We start from the raw sequence: 16,112 nt of genomic DNA, 5'->3' as shown, positions 1-16,112 counted from the left end.
GAGTGATTCCTTTTCCATTGCGACGACCCGATTTACCGTACAGGGACAGCATAAAGACGTACCTGAGTACGGAGTCAAGCGTTCTATGCGGAAGTGTTGTCTGGTGCCGTGACGCATGCCGTTGCGTGGTGGAGGGAACGCCGCCGTGATAACAGCTACGCCGGGCCTGGCCCTTTGTGCATCGCCACGCGGTGCTAACCTGCCTTCGCAGTCCTGCATGGAACCAAGCGCGATGACGAACAGCCAGAAAAACCTGACCATCGGCGCCTTTGCCAAAGCGGCCGGCGTCAATGTGGAGACGGTCCGGTTCTATCAACGGCGAGGCCTGCTGTCCGAACCGGACAAACCTTACGGTGGCATCCGCCGTTACGACGAGACGGACGTCGCGCGCGTGCGGTTCGTGAAGTCGGCTCAGCGACTCGGCTTCAGCCTGGACGAGATCGCCGAACTGTTGCAGCTGGAGGACGGCACGCATTGCAGCGAAGCCAGTGTGCTGGCCGAACACAAGCTCAAGGACGTGCGCCAGAAACTGGCTGACCTGAAGCGCATGGAACGGACCCTTTCCCAGTTGGTCCACGCCTGCCAGAGCCAGCCCGGCCATGTGTCCTGTCCGCTGATCGCGGCCCTGCGCTGAGAGCGCACTGCACGTCACGCTGGAACACCATCTCGGGATTGCCGCCCGGTCCAGAATCACAGACCGGGGCGGCCAGTTTCAGGGTCCACGCGCGACATGATCATTAAACCGTTCGGAGTGGGCGGTTCGACATCGCTGCTTCGCATCCACCAGCAGGCTGCCCCAGAGTGTTCCTCGTCATGCGCCAGGTCATCTGGCCAGAAGCAATAATTTCTTGACGCCTCAAATAGGAATGAGTAGCATTTACTAAACCCGAGGAAATCCACGAATGAAGCGCCTGTTGATGTTGGCCGCGGTCGCCCTGCTGGCGGCCGCCGGAACCGCTGCCGCCAGCGACGTGCCGGAGTACACGCTGGTGATCAAGGACCACCGCTACCAGCCGAGCGAGATCAGGATGCCTGCCAATACCAAGGTGCGCATCGTGGTGCACAACCAGGATCCGACGCCCGAGGAATTCGAAAGCACGGATTTCAACCGCGAGAAGCTGGTGATGCCCAACAGCAGCGCCACGGTTTACGTTGGTCCCTTGCGCGCCGGCACCTATGGCTTCTTCGGCGACTTCCACCAGGATACGGCCTTGGGCCGCCTGATCGTGGAATAGGGTCTACCAACGGACCAGCCTGCCCGTCGCGCGGGCTCGCTGTGGCGTTGTCCGCCTCACGTCAGTCTCCAATCAGTCCCGCACCGCCGTCACGCCCGGAACTTCGCGGCGCAGGCAGCTGCGTGACTCGATGCTCTCCAAGGACTTTCCATGCAAGCGAATCGCTCAACCCCCCTTCATTCCCAACGTCTTCTGCAAGCAGCTTTCGGTTTGGCCATGGTGGGATGCGCCAGCCTCGTGCACGCGGACGATTTCATCGTCTACTCGCCACACGTGATTGCCACCCAGACCGAGATCGAACTGCGCGGCTACGGCTTCAGCGACGGCCGCGCCGATATCAACGGCGAGCGGGCGGCCGAGCTTTCCGTCGCGCATGCATTCACCAGCTGGTGGAAACCCGAAATCTACGTGGCCGAATACAAGAAGGAACCTGGAGGACAGGGGAAGCTGGTGGGCTACGAGTTCGAAAATACGTTCCAGTTCACCGAGCCGGGGCGCTACTGGGCCGACGTGGGCCTGCTCGCCTCCTACGGGCATCCCAAGGGCGGCGGCCCCAGTGAACTCGAGTTTGGCCCCTTGATCGAGAAGACGGCCGGCCGCTTCGATCATCGCGTCAACCTGATCTGGGAACGCCATATCGGCAGTGGCGTATCGCATGCCACCGAATTCCGCTACAGCTACGCGGGCACCTATGCATTGACGTCAGCCTTCCGGCCAGGCATCGAGGCGTATGGCCGGCCGGACGACAACTCCTACCAGGCCGGCCCCGTGGCCACCGGGGAATGGCACGTGCCAGGCACGCATGGCAATCTCGAGTACCGCATCGGACTGCTTCTGGGCATCAATCCCGCCGCTCCGCGACGCACCTTGCTGGCCCAGGTCGAGTACGAGTTCTTCTGAGCGGGGCCCAGGGGCAACTATCCATCACACAGCCCTGACCGCGAAGTGGGCAGTGACCACGTCGGCTACCGCCCTGCGCGCTGACCCGCCCGGATCGGCTTGATCCGGCGCAACCAGTCGAAACCATCTTCGGGGCGCAAATCGGTGCCGGTAGCTGTACTCCCGGTAGTCGAGGTGCGGCCGGTGGCGTTCGGGCTGCCGAACCGGCGTCGTGAATGCTGCGACAAGTAGCTGAAGCCAGGTTTCATTCCGATGATTTCCCGCAGTGTGATGTAGCTGGCCCGACCCGGACCCGTGCCCGTTCGTGCCGACACATCGGAATATCCGGGCCGCCGGGCCCCGGATCAACGATCCTTCACGGATCGCACCGTTTCCGCCCCGGAACGGTCCCGCCCCGGATTGTTCGCCCATGGAAACTCGCCGATCACGCGCGAGGGGTTTTGCCGGGAACAGCCGACGCCCATATCGCTGTCCACAAGCGCATCCGGTTACTGGATCATGGGCAAATCACTACTCTCGCGGCTGTTTCTGGTGTTCGGCTTCATGGTCGCCGCGTTACCGGCTGTCGATGCCGCCACGTTGTACGGCGGCGACTACGCCAGGATCGGAGTGCCGGACCTGGGGCAGGCCGTGGCATTTTTCCGGGACGTGCTGGACTGTCGCCCGATCGACCCGGCTGCGGGCAGGGGCAGCAATCCGCGGCAATCCAGTCTGTTGGCCTGTGACGCGGGTTCGATCGTCGAACTGTTCGAAGAACGGGGCGCCTCCCCTGCTCCGGCGCAGCCTTCGGGGGAGCCGGCTGGCCGCACGTTGCAGTTCGTGACGGACGACGTGGCACACGCCGGCCAATGGCTGCACCATGAAGGCGTCGACGTGAACGGTGCGCCACGCCGGTTGACCTCCGGCCCGCTGGCCGGTCGCCTGGCGCTGGATTTCGTATCGCCGTGGGGGTTGCACCTGCAACTGCTGGGCAGCAAGGCGAAGGATTCCGCCGACGGCGCCGTGGCTGCAGTCGGCGTCCCGTCCGGCAACGACTGAAACTCAGCGGCGCGAGCGGAAGAAGTCGCGCAGCATGCCGGCGGATTCCGCGGCGAGCAGGCCGCCAGCCACTTCGATGCGATGGTTGTGGCGCGCATCCACCAGGGTGTCGAACACGCTGCCGGCGGCGCCGGTCTTGGGGTCGGCGGCGGCGTAGACCACGCGGCCGAGGCGGGCGTGGATCATCGCCATCGCGCACATCGAGCACGGCTCCAGCGTGACGTACAGCGTGGCGCCGGACAAGCGGTGGTTGGCCACTTTCTCGCCGGCGGCGCGCATGGCCATCACCTCGGCATGCGCGGTCGGGTCATGCAGGGTGATGTTGCGGTTCCAGCCCAGTCCGACGATCTCCCCACCCTGCACCAGCACGGCGCCCACCGGTACCTCGTTCTCGGCATCGCGCGCATGCGCCGCCAGTTGCAGTGCGCGCCGCATGTACTGCTCGTCGGCTGCCGAGAATTCACTTGAGGTATCGTTCATTTCTTCTTTCATTTCAATTCATTGCATTCATTACATAAGAAAGCCAGCATACCGCTGGCCTTCCCTGATGCGCGCAAGTGGTTGATTTGTCTACTCCCACTCGATCGTGGCCGGCGGCTTGCCACTTATGTCATAAACAACACGAGAAATACCTCGTAATTCATTGATTATCCTGCTTGAAACCTTGCCAAGAAACTCGTAAGGCAAGTGTGCCCAATGGGCCGTCATGAAGTCGATGGTCTCCACCGCGCGCAGCGCGATCACCCATTCGTAGGCGCGCGCGTCGCCGACCACGCCCACCGATTTCACCGGCAGGAACACGGCAAACGCCTGGCTGGTCCGGTCGTACAGGTCGGCCTTGCGCAACTCGTCGATGAAGATCGCGTCGGCCTGGGCCAGCAGTTCGGCGTATTCGCGCTTCACCTCACCCAGGATGCGCACGCCGAGGCCCGGGCCGGGGAACGGGTGGCGATAGACCATCGCGCGCGGCAGGCCGAGTTCGACGCCGATCCGGCGCACCTCGTCCTTGAACAGTTCGCGCAGCGGCTCGACCAGCTTCAGCTTCATGTGGGCCGGCAGGCCGCCGACGTTGTGATGGCTCTTGATGACGTGGGCCTTGCCGGTCTTGCTGCCGGCCGATTCGATCACGTCTGGGTAGATCGTGCCTTGCGCCAGCCACTTCACGTTGCCGCCGTCGGCGGTGAGTTTCGCGGATTCCTCGTCGAAGATCTCCACGAACAGGCCGCCGATGATCTTGCGCTTGGCTTCCGGGTCGGCCACGCCTTCGAGCGCCTGGAAATAGCGATCGGCGGCGTTGACGCGGATCACCTTGACGCCCATGCCATGCTCGTCGGAGGCGGCGGCCATGGTGGCCATCACCTGGTCGCCCTCCTGCCAGCGCAGCAGGCCGGTGTCGACGAACACGCAGGTCAGCCGATCGCCGATCGCCCTGTGCAACAGCGCGGCGACCACCGAGGAATCGACGCCACCGGACAAGCCCAGCAGCACGTGGTCGTCACCGACCTGGGCGCGCACGCGGGCGATCTGGTCGTCGATGATGTTGGCCGCGGTCCACAACGTCGCACAGCCGCAGATCTCGGTGATGAAGCGCTTCAGCAGCGCCCCACCCTGCTTCGTGTGCGTGACTTCGGGGTGGAACTGCACGCCGTACCAGCGCCGGGCTTCGTTCTCCATCACCGCGACGGGGATGCGGTCGGTACGGCCAGTGACGGCGAAGCCCAGTGGCGCCTTCGAGACGTGGTCGCCGTGGCTCATCCACACGTCCAGCTGGTGGCTGCCGGCATGATCGCTGAGACCGTCGAACAGGCGGCTGGGCGCCACGATGTCCACGCTGGCATGGCCGAACTCGCGTGCATCAGCGGCTTCCGTGGCACCGCCAAGCTGGGCGGCCAGGGTCTGCATGCCGTAGCAGATGCCGAGGATCGGCAGGCCGGAGTCGAACACCTGCTGCGGGGCCTTCGGCGCGCCTTCCAGCGTGGTCGATTCCGGGCCGCCGGACAGGATGATGCCTTTCGCGCCGAACGCGGCAATTTCGGCAGGGTCGCGGTCCCACGCCCAGATCTCGCAGTACACGCCAAGCTCGCGCACGCGCCGCGCGATCAGCTGCGTGTACTGCGCGCCGAAGTCGAGGATGAGGATCTTGTCGTCGTGCAGCCGGGATTGGGGATTCGATATTCGGGATTCGGTCATGACGACATTTGCTGGTAGGGAATGAGGAATCGGAAATCGGGGATGGGAAAAGTATCAGTCCGAACGACGGCGTCCGGTACGCAGGAACCGCTTTGCCGATTTCCTATTCTCTATTCCCGATTCCCGGCACTCACGAATTCAGCCGGTAATTCGGCGCTTCCTTGGTGATCTGGATGTCGTGCGGGTGCGCCTCGGTGACGCCGGCGGAAGTCACCTTGACGAACTGCGCCTTGTGCCGCACGTCGTCGATGGTGGCCGCGCCCAGGTAGCCCATCGATGCGCGCAGGCCACCGATCAGCTGATGGATGATGTTGCGCAGCGGGCCGCGGTACGGCACCCGGCCTTCGATGCCTTCCGGCACCAGCTTGTCGGCGTCGGCCTCGTCCTGGAAGTAGCGATCCTTCGAGCCGAGCTGCATCGCGCCGATCGAGCCCATGCCGCGGTAGCTCTTGTACGAGCGGCCCTGGAACAGTTCCACCTCGCCCGGCGATTCCTCGGTGCCGGCGAACATCGAGCCGAGCATTACACTGGACGCACCGGCGGCGAGCGCCTTGGGGATATCGCCGGAGTAGCGGATGCCGCCGTCGGCGATCAGCGGGATCTCGTCCTTCAGCGCGGTGGCGACCAGATCGATCGCGGTGATCTGCGGCACGCCGACGCCGGCGACCACGCGGGTGGTGCAGATCGAGCCGGGACCCACACCCACCTTGACCGCGTCCACGCCCACGTCGAGCAGCGCGCGGGCCGCCTCGCCGGTGACGATGTTGCCGGCGATCACCTGCACCTGCGGGTAGTGCTTCTTGACCCAGCCGGCGCGCTCGATCACGCCCTGCGAATGGCCGTGCGCGGTGTCCACCACCAGCACGTCGACGCCGGCGTCGACCAGCGCCGCCACACGCTGCTCGGTGTCGCCGCCCACGCCCACCGCGGCACCGACCAGCAGCGCCTCATGGCTGTCCTTGGCGGCATACGGGTTGTCGCGCGCCTTCTGGATGTCCTTCACGGTGATCAGCCCGCGCAGCTGGAACGCGTCGTTGACCACCAGCACCTTCTCGATGCGGTGCTTGTGCAGCAGCTGCAGCACCTCGTCCTGGCCGGCGCCCTCCTTCACCGTGACCAGCTTGTCCTGGCGGGTCATGATGTTGCGCACCGGGTCGTCGGGCTTGCGTTCGAAGCGCATGTCGCGGCTGGTGACGATACCGACCAGCTTGCCGCCGTCGACCACCGGCACGCCGGAGATGTTGTGCGCATGGGTGAGCCGCAGCACCTCGCGGATCGAGGTGTCCGGGCCCACCGTGATCGGGCTGCGGATCACGCCGGCCTCGAACTTCTTCACCAGGCGCACTTCCGCGGCCTGCTGCTCGGCGGTCATGTTCTTGTGGATGATGCCGATGCCGCCGTTCTGCGCCATGGTGATGGCGAGCCGCGCCTCAGTGACCGTGTCCATCGCCGCGGACACGATCGGGATGTTCAGGCGCAGGTTGCGGGTGAAGCGGGTGGAAGTGTCGACGTCGCGAGGAAGCACGACGGAATGGCCCGGAACGAGGTAGACGTCGTCGTAGGTCAGGGCCTCGGCGAGGATGCGCATGCGAAAAGTCCCGCTGCAAAGAGGAGATTATACGCGCCCTGCCGGCATGCTCGCCAGACGTGCGGCTGAATGCAGCACCAATCGATCGGTCAGGCGACCCGGTGCGGCGCCGTGCGCGCCTCGGCGGCTTCCAGCGTGTTCTCCATCAGCGTGGCCACCGTCATCGGGCCGACGCCGCCGGGCACCGGCGTGATCCAGCTGGCGCGCTCAGCGGCCGGGGCGAATTCCACGTCGCCGACCAGGCGGCCGTCGTCGAGCCGGTTGATGCCCACGTCGATCACCACGGCACCCGGCTTGATCCATTCGCCCTTCACCAGCCCGGGCTTGCCCACGGCGACGATCACGATGTCGGCCTGGCGCACGAATACTTCCAGGTCGCGGGTGAAGCGATGACAACTGGTGGTGGTGCAGCCGGCGATCATCAGCTCCAGCACCAGCGGGCGGCCCACGTGGTTGGACACACCGACCACCACCGCGTGCTGGCCGCGTACCGGGCGATCGGTGTGCCCGAGCAGGGTCATCACGCCTTTCGGCGTGCACGGACGCAGGCCGAAGCGGCGCAGGGCCAGCCGGCCCACGTTGATCGCCTGGAAACCGTCGACGTCCTTGGCCGGGTCGATGCGGTCGACCAGCGCGTCCTCGTCGATATGTTCCGGCAGCGGCGACTGCACCAGGATGCCATGCACGTCCGGGTCGGCATTGAGCCGGTCGATCAGGGCGAACAGTTCGTCCTGGCTGGTCGTCGTCGGCAGGTCGTAGTCGAATGAGCGAAAGCCGACCTGGTGGCAGGCCTTGCGCTTGTTGCGCACGTATACCGACGACGCCGCATCGCTGCCCACCAGCACCACCGCCAGCCCCGGTACGGGCAGCCCCTGCGCGACGCGCTGGGCGACGCGCAAGCCGATGCGCTCGAGCAGTTCCTGCGCGATGCGTTTGCCGTCGAGGATGCGTGCGCTCATGTCGGTGCCTGCGTGTAAAGTTCGCCATTATCCGGGCTTGGCCTGAAGCGCACAAACGGCACGCATGGACACCGACGGCACCTTGCCCGCGATGCTGGAACTGACCGATGGCCGATTGCGCCTGCGCCCCTGGCAGGAGCGTGATGCCGATGCCCTCGTCGAAGCTGCACGCGAGTCGGCGGCGACGGTCGGCCGCTGGCTGCCCTGGTGCCATGGCGGCTACGGCGCGGACGACGCCACGGCGTGGATAGCGCACTGCCGGGCCGGCTGGCACTCCGGCGAGATCCAGGCGTTCGCGGTGTTCGAGGCGGACTCTAGCCATTTACTGGGTGGCACCGGCCTCAACCAGCACAATCCGCTTCACCGCAGCGCCAATCTCGGCTACTGGGTGCGCGAGTCGCGCCAGGGGAAAGGATTGGCCGCCGCCGCCGTGGCCCTGGTGGCACGGTTCGGTTTCGAACAGCTGGGGCTGGTGCGTATCGAGATCGTCACCCTGCCCGGCAACCGCGCCAGCCAGCACACCGCCGAACGGGTCGGCGCACGGTTCGAGGCAGTGGCGCGGCAACGGCTGTGGATAGGCGGACAGGCGCGGGATGCCCGCGTCTACGGCTTGATCCCGACGGACCTGGGCTAGCCTGCCGCGCTGCAGAGTCGGGCGATGTCCGCGTAGCCGCCGAGCGCGGCATCCGCGCCGCAACCCGGGCAATCCGGATCGCGCGGCAGGCGGGTCTCGCGGAAGTGCATGCCGAGCGCGTCGAAGCCCAGCAGGCGGCCAACCAGCGGCTCGCCCAGGCCGAGGATCAGCTTCAGCGCCTCGGTGGCCTGCAGCAGGCCCACGATGCCCGGCAGCACGCCGAGCACGCCCGCCTCGCTGCAATTCGGCGCATCGGCGGCAGCCGGCGGCTCGGGGAACAGGCAGCGGTAGCACGGCGAATCGGCGCGGCGCGGATCGAACACGCTGAGCTGGCCGCTGAAGCGTTCCACCGCGCCGTAGACCATTGGCAGCTTCAGGCGCTGCGAGGCGGCAGCCAACAGATAGCGCGCGGGAAAATTGTCGGCGCCGTCGATCAGCAGGTCGTGGCCGGCCAGCAAGCGCTCCACGTTGTCCGCCTGCAGGCGCTCGTTGCGCAGCTCGACGCGGACGCGCGGGTTGAGCGCCTGCAAGGCGATCCGCGCCGACTCGGTCTTGGCCATGCCGACGCGGGCGTCGGCGTGGATCACCTGGCGATGCAGGTTGGAACGCTCGACCCTGTCGTCGTCGATCAGGGTGAGCTGGCCGACCCCGGCGGCGGCCAGGTACAACGCCGCCGGCGCACCGAGGCCACCCGCACCGAGCAGGACGATTTTCGCCGCTGCCAGACGTGCCTGCCCGGCCGCCCCGACCTGCGGCAGGCGCAGTTGCCGGGCGTAGCGTTCGGCGGCGTCCGCATCGAGCATGCTGGCGGAAACCGGCAGGCCTTCGGCCTTCCAGCGCTCGAAACCGCCCGCCACCGAGCAGACGTCGCGATAGCCGAGGCGTTGCAGGGCTTCGGCCGCCAGCAGCGAGCGCTGGCCGCTGCCGCACAGGAGCAGCAACGGACGGTCGCGGCTCGCCTCGACCTGTTCGATGCGCAACTCGAGGAAGCTGCGCGACAGGCCCAGCGCACTGGCAGGCGTGCCGGCGGCGCGTTCGGCATCCTCGCGCACGTCGATCAGCAGACCACCCTGCGCCTGGCGGACCAGTGCCTGGGCCGGCGCGATCTCGGCGATGCGACCGCGCAATGCGTCCAGCCAGGTTTCGCTATTCAATGATTCGCTCATTGCACCAGTTTACCCGCCGGCTCGCGGCACCGCGCGCGTCTCAGCGCGTGCGCTTGATCAGTTCGCTGAGCCGGCGCCGCGCCTTGTGCTGTTGTTCCTTGGTCAGCACTTTCTTGCGCCCGGCATACGGGTTCTCGCCCTCGCGGAACACGATGCGGATCGGTGTGCCTTCCAGCTTGTAGCGCTTGCGGAAGAAGTTTTCCAGGTAGCGCTGGTAGGCCGGCGCGATGTGCTTGGTGCGGGTGCCGTGGATCACGATGGTCGGCGGGTTGGTGCCGCCGGGATGGGCGAAGCGCAGCTTCGGCGAATGGCCGTTCACCAGCGGCGGCTGATAAGTCTCGTAGGCCTTTTCCAGCGTCTTGGTGAGGTCGGAAGACACCAGCACCTTGGTCGCCGATGCATGTGCGCGCACCACCGCACGCATCAGCTCGCGCAAGCCCGAGCCGTGCAGCGCGGAAATCTGCACCTGCCTGGCCCAGTCGACGAACACCAGCCGGCGATCCAGCGCGCGGCGGCACTCGTCGCGCTGGTACGAATCCATGTCGTCCCATTTGTTGATCGCGATGACCAGGGCCCTGCCTTCGTCCATCGCATAGCCGATCAGGGTGAGATCCTGGTCGGCGAGGTTCTCGCGGGCGTCGATCATCACCACCACGACCTGGGCCGCGGCGATCGACTGCAGCGTCTTGATGACGCTGAACTTCTCCACCGCCTCCTCGACCCGCGACTTGCGCCGGATGCCGGCGGTGTCGATCAGGGTGTAACGCTTGCCGTCGCGCTCCAGCGGCACCCGGATCGGGTCGCGCGTGGTGCCGGCCACGTCGGAAACGATCAGCCGTTCCTCGCCCAGCAGGCGGTTGATCAGGGTCGACTTGCCGGCGTTCGGGCGGCCGACGATGGCGACGCGGATGCTGTCGTCCTCGCCCTCTTCGGTGACCGCCGCTTCCTCGTCGGCCGGCAGCAGCGGCAGCAGGACGTGAATCAGCTCGTCGGTGCCGCGATTGTGCGCCGCCGACAGCGGCAGGGTGCTGCCGATGCCGAAGGCGGAAAATTCGGCCATCACGGTCTGCATGTCGAGACCGTCGGTCTTGTTGACCGCCGCCACGATCGGCTTGCCGCTGCGGCGCAGCTCGCCGAGGATCACGTAGTCCTGCGGCAGCAGGCCATCGCGGGCGTCGACCACGAACACCAGCACGTTCGCTTCCTCGATCGCCAGCCGCACCTGCTTCGCGGTCAGCACGTCCATGACGTCTTCGGTACCGGACAACCCGCCGGTGTCGACCACCACGAACGGGCGCCCACCGGTGCGGCATACGCCATAGTGACGATCGCGGGTCACGCCCGGCATGTCGGCCACCAGGGCGTCACGGCTGCGCGTCAGCACGTTGAAAAGGGTCGATTTACCGACGTTCGGACGACCGACCAGCGCAACGACAGGCAGCATGACGAGGACTACGTTGAGGCGAAATCAGCGCGAGGACAGACGGTAGGCGCCGATGCGGCCCTCGACGTCCTCGACGTAGACGACATCGCCCACCACCAGCGGCTGCGCGCGGATCGCCTTCTTCGACAGTCGCTCGCGCGCTGCCAGCGCGCCGTCGCCGGTCTGCAACCAGTGCACGTAGCCTTCCATGTCGCCAACCACGACATAGTTGCCCTGCACCGCTGGACCGGTGATCCAGCGATACTTCAATGCGTCGTTCTTCCAGAGATCGGAACCGCCGCTCTTGTCGAATGCCCACACCACCGACTCGTCGTTGGCGCCGAACACGGCATTCCCGCTGACCGCGAGCGAACCGAAGCTGGAGAACGGGTGCGACCACAGCGGGCGGCCGCTGGGGCCGTCCACCGCCATCAGGTTGCCGTGGTAGGCGGCACCGTAGAGCGTGCTGCCATCCAGCAGGATCGCGCCGTCGGCGTCGCTCAGGCGATCGATCTCGGTGCGGCCTTCGCCGCTGGCGAGCTTCTGTTCCCACAACTTGGTGCCGTTGTCCAGACGCAGCGCAACCAGCTTGCCGTCGTCGCTGCCGAAGAACAGCACGCCGTTGGCGACCAGCAGCGCGCCATTGCCGCGCAGGCTGAGCAGCGGCACGGTGCCCTGGTCGTACACCCAGCGACGTTCGCCATTGGCGGCATCCAGCGCATAGACGCGGCCATCGCTGGTGCGCACCACCACGAGATTATCCACGACCACCGGCGACGCCAGCACCTCGGAATTCACCTCGACTTCCCAGCGCGGGCTGCCGTCCTTCGCATTGACGCCGTAGACGTGGCCGTCCAGCGTGCCGACGGCGAGCAGGTCGCCGTTGACCGCAGGGCCGCCGGCGTACATCGCGTCCTTGCGTTTCTTGTCGCCCCAGCCGAACCAGCCATGGGTGCTTGAACTCTTCGACCACAGCGTCTTGCCGCTGCCGGCGTCGAACGCCGCCAGCTTGCCGTCCGTGCTGTCGGCATAGAGCACGCCATCCACCACGGTCGGACGCAGGCGCGCGCCGCTGCTGCCGGCGCCGGCGCCGACGCTGTTGCGCCACAGGCGGGTGACCTGCACGGTGGGCTTGAAATCCTTCGCCAGCGGGGTCGGCGGCTGGACGTTTTCCTTCTTGAACGAATGACACCCGGCAAGGCTTACCAGCGAGGCCAGCGTGATCAGCAAAAATCGTTTCATGCGCCCTGCTTCCCGTCCACGGCCAGATCATCGAGTTTCATTTGCAAGGCACCGCGTTGCGGCGCTTCCTCGCCCAACGTCGACAAGGCTGCCTGATAGGCCTTGCGCGCTTCGTCGGAGCGTCCAAGCTTGACCAGCACATCACCACGGAGTTCCTGCGCCAGGCCCTGATAGCTGCTGGCCGGGATGCGGTCGAGCGTGGCCAGCGCCTGCTTGCCGTTGTCGCGCGCCAGTTCCACCTGGGCGATGCGCAGCAGCGTCAGCGATTTCAGCTCGGGAGCCGCGGCGTGGCTCTCGGCCCACTCCAGCGACGCCTCGGCCTTGTCGAGCTGGCCGGCCTGCACTTGCCGCCTGGCGCGATCACTGACGGCAAATACGGCAAAGGGCGACTTGGCGTAGTCCTTCATCAGCCGGTCGGTCAGCTGCGCCGCGGTGTCCGGCTTGCCGGAGGCGGTGGCGATCTGCGCCTGCTGATAGAGCTGCGCAGCGTCACCCTCCTGTCTTGCCTGGTGGTTGCGCCACTGCTGCCAACCAAAGATGCCAACCAGACCGATCGCGATGCCCACGACGATCGACATGCCATTTTCGCGCAGCCACTTCTGAACCAGTTCGCTCTGTTCGTACTTGTCGTATTCTTCAAATGCCATGCGATCACCATTCAAGAGGCCGCGCACCCGAGGATGCGTGCACGTGCCGGCGCGGTGGACAGAAAAAGGAAATGCCCGTCGTGCCCGCCCGTTGCCGGGCGAACCAAGTGGGCAAGCATAACCGAAATGGGCCGCCCGCAGCGGCCGCCGATGGCGATCAGAGGCTGGCCGCGGAGGCCTTGCCGTCCTGCATCTGCATGCGGAAACGAGCTACGTTGGCGCGCCTGAATTCGTCCAGGCCCACCGATGCGCCATCGATGCTGACCTGCGCACCGCTTGCATTGCCGATGCGCACCTCCAGCGGCTGGTCGCTGCGGTAGGTCTTGCTGCTGCCGGCAGGCAGCAGCCCGTATTCCAAGCGCGAACCGTCGGCCTGGACCACTTCGACCCAACTGGCGGCGGAAAGGCGCAGACTCAGACTGTGGCCGCCGGTACCGACATCGACGGCCGGCGTAGGCGGCGCGCTGGGCTTGGCCGAGGCCAGATTGGTGTTTTCCAGGTTCGGGAACGGCGCCATCGAAGCCAGCAGCGGCTGATCCTGCTCCGCGGGCGGCGTCACCTTCGGCGGCGACAAAGGCAGCGGCTTGCGGGCACCGTCGACGGCAGCGGCGGGCGGCGACGGCGCATCCAGCTGTGCCACCGGGGCGGCATCCAGCGGCGCAAAATGACTGAGGTCGCGATCCAGCGTGCCGCGCACGCCCAGCCAGATCATCGGCACCACGATCACCGCCGTCAGCACGACATAGGTCGCCGCCGTGGCATAGCGGTCCAGCAGGAAGCGCGAATGCGAAATGCCGCCGGTGGCCACCAGCGGCGGGTCGACCTGCTTGATGCGATCGAGTTCGGCCTGGACCAACGCCTCATCTAGACCGAGATACCGGGCGTACTTGCCGATGTAGCTGCCGAGGTAGATCTTCGAATCGATGCCGTCGTACTGGTCGCGCTCGAGCCGGCGCAGCACGCGGGCGGGCAGTTTCAGCTGATGCGCACAGGTTTCCAGGTCCAGGCCGCGGCCTTCACGCGCCGCATGCAGGCGGTTGCCGAAACTTACCGTGTGGGGGTTTGTCGACGACGCATCCATGGCGGACAAATTGATGCCGAACAACTCGGGCTCACTCGAACCCTGCACGGTCGGATGTGGCTGCATGGAGGTCATTGGCTGGCGGTAGTGTCAAGGGCGTGCGCCTGCTCCGAGTCCGGGAACTGGCTGAGCAATCGCTTGCGGTAGTTGTGGGCGCCTTCCGTGTTGCCCAGACTGGATTCGATGTCGTGGCCTAGCTTGAGCGATGCGGCTGTCGGCTGATCCAGCGCTTCGAATCGCTGGATGAAGGCCCTGGCGCGAAACGCATTTCCGTTCTGATAAAGCGTGTTGGCAAGCTGGAAGAGTGCCTCTGCGTTTTTCGGATTTCGCACGATGGCGTCACGAAAATTCGCTTCGGCGCCGGCGATGTCGTGCGCGCGCAACTGGCACACACCGGCATTGGTCAGCGCCACGTCCGGGGTCTGGTAGAAGGGGTCGGCGACGGCTTTCTGGAAATAGCCGTTCGCCTCGGCGATCTTTCCGATATGACAGAGGAACACGCCCAGGTTGTTGTTCGGCGCACCCTTGGCCGGCTCCAGCTCTACTGCCCTGCGGTAATGCTGCTCGGCTTCGGGCAAATTGTTGATTCGTTCGTACAGCACCGCAATCACGGTGTGCGCCGGCGCGTAATTGGGGTCGAACTGCAGGGCCTTGGTCAGTTTTTCCAGAGCGGTCTGCAGGTCACCGGAGGCCAGGTAGCGCTGGCCCAGTTCGGTGTGGATCCGGGCGGCATCTTCCGCCTGGTCGGCCTTGCTGGCCTGCGGCATATTCTTGCCCAGCGAACTGCTGTCGGTGCGCGTGGTGACGCAGCCTGCCAGCAGCAGCGACAGCGACAGGCAGATCAGCAATGCACGGTCAAATCGCATGCAATGTCCCCTCGTCCTGCCGTTTGCGCAGACCGGCACTGCGCCGGGTGCGATCCGTGACCTGCCCGGCCAACTGGCCGCAGGCCGCATCGATGTCGTCGCCGCGGGTGCGCCGCAGCATGGTCAGCACGCCGGCATTGAGCAGCTGGGTCTGGAACTCGTGGATGGTGCCCGCGTCCGAACGCTCGAAACGGGTGCCTGGGAAGGGGTTGAACGGAATCAGGTTGACCTTGCAGGTCGGCAGCTTGCGCATCAGCTTGATCAGCTGGCGTGCGTGCTCGGGCTGGTCGTTGACGCCCTTCATCAGGGTGTATTCGAAGGTGATCGAGGTGCGCGGCTTGCGCGCGATCCAGCGCTGGCAGGCGGCAAGCAGTTCGGCGATCGGATAGCGCTTGTTGAGCGGCACCAGTTCGGTACGCAGCTCGTCATTGGCCGCGTGCAGCGACACCGCCAGCGACACATCGATGGTATCGGACAGCTCGTCGATCAACGGCACCATGCCGGCGGTGGACAAGGTGACCCGCTTCGACGCCAGCCCGAAACCGAGGTCGTCGCGCATCAACTTCATCGCCCGCACCACGTTCTCGAAATTGGCCAGCGGCTCGCCCATGCCCATCATCACCACGTTGGTGATGCGGCGGTTCTGGTGGGTGACGTTGCCCAGGTACTTCGCCGCCACCCACACCTGGCCGATGATCTCGGCGGTGGACAGGTTGCGGTTGAAGCCTTGTGCGCCGGTCGAGCAGAACTGGCAGTTCAGCGCGCAGCCGATCTGGGAGGACACGCACAGGGTGCCGCGGGTGGGCTCGGGGATGTACACAGTCTCCACCGCGTTGCCCTTGTCCATGCCCAGCAGCCACTTGTGCGTGCCGTCGGTGGCGGCCTTGTCCAGCAGGGTGTTCGGTGCGCCGATGTAGCACGCCTCGGTGAGCTTGGCGCGCAGCGCCTTGCCCACGTCGGTCATGTTTTCGAAGTTGTCTTCCAGATCATGGTAGATCCACTTCATCACCTGCTCGGCGCGATACGGCTTCTCGCCGAGCTGCGCAAAGAAATCACGCAGGCCCTGACGATCGAAATCGAGCAGGTTGACCTTGGCGGTCATCGGACCGGATGAAGTGGCAGTAACCTGGTTCATGATTTTCT

At 65.8% G+C, this 16,112-nt stretch carries 16 protein-coding genes; 5 read left to right on the top strand and 11 right to left on the bottom strand.

The features are described from left to right. Nucleotides 1-232: 232 nt before the first annotated feature. The 4 genes from merR to AC1Q5A_RS12055 all read left to right on the top strand — a co-directional run bounded on the left by merR (nucleotide 233) and on the right by AC1Q5A_RS12055 (nucleotide 3,173). The gene (gene merR, locus AC1Q5A_RS12070) at nucleotides 233-634 is read left to right on the top strand and encodes a mercury resistance transcriptional regulator MerR (protein ID WP_492700959.1); all 402 of its coding nucleotides are present in this window, start codon (nucleotides 233-235) and stop codon (nucleotides 632-634) included. Between the two features lie 268 nt (nucleotides 635-902). After that, on the top strand, nucleotides 903-1,235 hold the full coding sequence (locus tag AC1Q5A_RS12065) for a cupredoxin domain-containing protein (protein ID WP_492700958.1): 333 nt from the start codon (nucleotides 903-905) through the stop codon (nucleotides 1,233-1,235). Between the two features lie 150 nt (nucleotides 1,236-1,385). Further along, entirely contained in the window at nucleotides 1,386-2,135 is a 750-nt protein-coding gene (locus AC1Q5A_RS12060; protein WP_492700957.1) for a hypothetical protein, read from the top strand. A 294-nt stretch (nucleotides 2,136-2,429) separates the two neighbouring features. After that, on the top strand, nucleotides 2,430-3,173 hold the full coding sequence (locus AC1Q5A_RS12055) for a VOC family protein (RefSeq protein ID WP_492700956.1): 744 nt from the start codon (nucleotides 2,430-2,432) through the stop codon (nucleotides 3,171-3,173). Nucleotides 3,174-3,176: 3 nt separating this feature from the next. On the opposite strand, the gene tadA is transcribed toward AC1Q5A_RS12055, so the two are convergent. The 4 genes from tadA to folD all read right to left on the bottom strand — a co-directional run bounded on the left by tadA (nucleotide 3,177) and on the right by folD (nucleotide 7,910). Continuing rightward, on the bottom strand, nucleotides 3,177-3,653 hold the full coding sequence (gene tadA, locus AC1Q5A_RS12050) for a tRNA adenosine(34) deaminase TadA (protein ID WP_492700955.1): 477 nt from the start codon (nucleotides 3,651-3,653) through the stop codon (nucleotides 3,177-3,179). 90 nt (nucleotides 3,654-3,743) lie between these two features. Then, nucleotides 3,744-5,363, bottom strand: a complete 1,620-nt coding sequence (gene guaA / locus AC1Q5A_RS12045; RefSeq protein ID WP_492700954.1) for a glutamine-hydrolyzing GMP synthase — start codon at nucleotides 5,361-5,363, stop codon at nucleotides 3,744-3,746. Between the two features lie 130 nt (nucleotides 5,364-5,493). After that, the gene (gene guaB / locus AC1Q5A_RS12040; RefSeq protein ID WP_492700953.1) at nucleotides 5,494-6,951 is read right to left on the bottom strand and encodes an IMP dehydrogenase; all 1,458 of its coding nucleotides are present in this window, start codon (nucleotides 6,949-6,951) and stop codon (nucleotides 5,494-5,496) included. A gap of 89 nt (nucleotides 6,952-7,040) precedes the next feature. Further along, nucleotides 7,041-7,910, bottom strand: coding sequence for a bifunctional methylenetetrahydrofolate dehydrogenase/methenyltetrahydrofolate cyclohydrolase FolD (gene folD / locus AC1Q5A_RS12035; RefSeq protein ID WP_492700952.1), 870 nt, complete (start codon nucleotides 7,908-7,910; stop codon nucleotides 7,041-7,043). Between the two features lie 64 nt (nucleotides 7,911-7,974). On the opposite strand from folD, the gene AC1Q5A_RS12030 reads away from it, so the two are divergent. Continuing rightward, nucleotides 7,975-8,544 carry a GNAT family N-acetyltransferase gene (locus tag AC1Q5A_RS12030; protein ID WP_492700951.1) on the top strand — a complete coding sequence of 190 codons (570 nt, stop codon included), beginning with the start codon at nucleotides 7,975-7,977 and terminating at the stop codon, nucleotides 8,542-8,544. On the opposite strand, the gene moeB is transcribed toward AC1Q5A_RS12030, so the two are convergent. From moeB to rlmN, 7 genes are all read right to left on the bottom strand, one after another. Beyond that, nucleotides 8,541-9,710 carry a molybdopterin-synthase adenylyltransferase MoeB gene (gene moeB, locus AC1Q5A_RS12025; protein WP_492700950.1) on the bottom strand — a complete coding sequence of 390 codons (1,170 nt, stop codon included), beginning with the start codon at nucleotides 9,708-9,710 and terminating at the stop codon, nucleotides 8,541-8,543. The genes AC1Q5A_RS12030 and moeB overlap by 4 nt on opposite strands. A gap of 40 nt (nucleotides 9,711-9,750) precedes the next feature. Continuing rightward, nucleotides 9,751-11,154 carry a ribosome biogenesis GTPase Der gene (gene der, locus AC1Q5A_RS12020; RefSeq protein WP_492700949.1) on the bottom strand — a complete coding sequence of 468 codons (1,404 nt, stop codon included), beginning with the start codon at nucleotides 11,152-11,154 and terminating at the stop codon, nucleotides 9,751-9,753. 24 nt (nucleotides 11,155-11,178) lie between these two features. Beyond that, nucleotides 11,179-12,375: an outer membrane protein assembly factor BamB gene (bamB, locus tag AC1Q5A_RS12015; protein ID WP_492700948.1), complete on the bottom strand. Its 1,197-nt coding sequence runs from the start codon at nucleotides 12,373-12,375 to the stop codon at nucleotides 11,179-11,181. Beyond that, nucleotides 12,372-13,022 (bottom strand): YfgM family protein, encoded by a 651-nt coding sequence (locus AC1Q5A_RS12010; protein ID WP_492701008.1) that lies wholly within the window; start codon nucleotides 13,020-13,022, stop codon nucleotides 12,372-12,374. Before AC1Q5A_RS12010 ends, bamB begins: the two co-directional genes overlap by 4 nt. Before the next feature lie 157 nt (nucleotides 13,023-13,179). Further along, nucleotides 13,180-14,178, bottom strand: a complete 999-nt coding sequence (locus tag AC1Q5A_RS12005; RefSeq protein ID WP_492700947.1) for a RodZ domain-containing protein — start codon at nucleotides 14,176-14,178, stop codon at nucleotides 13,180-13,182. Next, nucleotides 14,175-14,969, bottom strand: coding sequence for a type IV pilus biogenesis/stability protein PilW (gene pilW / locus AC1Q5A_RS12000; protein ID WP_492700946.1), 795 nt, complete (start codon nucleotides 14,967-14,969; stop codon nucleotides 14,175-14,177). The genes AC1Q5A_RS12005 and pilW overlap by 4 nt, the downstream gene beginning before the upstream one ends. Further along, the gene (rlmN, locus tag AC1Q5A_RS11995) at nucleotides 14,959-16,104 is read right to left on the bottom strand and encodes a dual-specificity RNA methyltransferase RlmN (protein WP_492700945.1); all 1,146 of its coding nucleotides are present in this window, start codon (nucleotides 16,102-16,104) and stop codon (nucleotides 14,959-14,961) included. The genes pilW and rlmN overlap by 11 nt, the downstream gene beginning before the upstream one ends. Between the last annotated feature and the right edge of the window lie 8 nt (nucleotides 16,105-16,112).

The sequence above is a fragment of the Rhodanobacter sp. GW835-FHT13D09 genome (assembly GCF_058793995.1).
This window is presented reverse-complemented; position numbering and strand designations above follow the sequence as displayed.

What these genes read in the sequence shown, in the direction of transcription:
- tadA (WP_492700955.1), bottom strand. Translation starts at nt 3,653, where the DNA reads ATGAACGATACCTCAAGTGAATTCTCGGCAGCCGACGAGCAGTACATG.
- pilW (WP_492700946.1), bottom strand. Translation starts at nt 14,969, where the DNA reads ATGCGATTTGACCGTGCATTGCTGATCTGCCTGTCGCTGTCGCTGCTG.
- AC1Q5A_RS12060 (WP_492700957.1), top strand. Translation starts at nt 1,386, where the DNA reads ATGCAAGCGAATCGCTCAACCCCCCTTCATTCCCAACGTCTTCTGCAA.
- merR (WP_492700959.1), top strand. Translation starts at nt 233, where the DNA reads ATGACGAACAGCCAGAAAAACCTGACCATCGGCGCCTTTGCCAAAGCG.
- guaB (WP_492700953.1), bottom strand. Translation starts at nt 6,951, where the DNA reads ATGCGCATCCTCGCCGAGGCCCTGACCTACGACGACGTCTACCTCGTT.
- AC1Q5A_RS12030 (WP_492700951.1), top strand. Translation starts at nt 7,975, where the DNA reads ATGGACACCGACGGCACCTTGCCCGCGATGCTGGAACTGACCGATGGC.
- AC1Q5A_RS12005 (WP_492700947.1), bottom strand. Translation starts at nt 14,178, where the DNA reads ATGACCTCCATGCAGCCACATCCGACCGTGCAGGGTTCGAGTGAGCCC.
- AC1Q5A_RS12065 (WP_492700958.1), top strand. Translation starts at nt 903, where the DNA reads ATGAAGCGCCTGTTGATGTTGGCCGCGGTCGCCCTGCTGGCGGCCGCC.
- AC1Q5A_RS12010 (WP_492701008.1), bottom strand. Translation starts at nt 13,022, where the DNA reads ATGGCATTTGAAGAATACGACAAGTACGAACAGAGCGAACTGGTTCAG.
- der (WP_492700949.1), bottom strand. Translation starts at nt 11,154, where the DNA reads ATGCTGCCTGTCGTTGCGCTGGTCGGTCGTCCGAACGTCGGTAAATCG.
- guaA (WP_492700954.1), bottom strand. Translation starts at nt 5,363, where the DNA reads ATGACCGAATCCCGAATATCGAATCCCCAATCCCGGCTGCACGACGAC.
- moeB (WP_492700950.1), bottom strand. Translation starts at nt 9,710, where the DNA reads ATGAGCGAATCATTGAATAGCGAAACCTGGCTGGACGCATTGCGCGGT.
- folD (WP_492700952.1), bottom strand. Translation starts at nt 7,910, where the DNA reads ATGAGCGCACGCATCCTCGACGGCAAACGCATCGCGCAGGAACTGCTC.
- bamB (WP_492700948.1), bottom strand. Translation starts at nt 12,375, where the DNA reads ATGAAACGATTTTTGCTGATCACGCTGGCCTCGCTGGTAAGCCTTGCC.
- rlmN (WP_492700945.1), bottom strand. Translation starts at nt 16,104, where the DNA reads ATGAACCAGGTTACTGCCACTTCATCCGGTCCGATGACCGCCAAGGTC.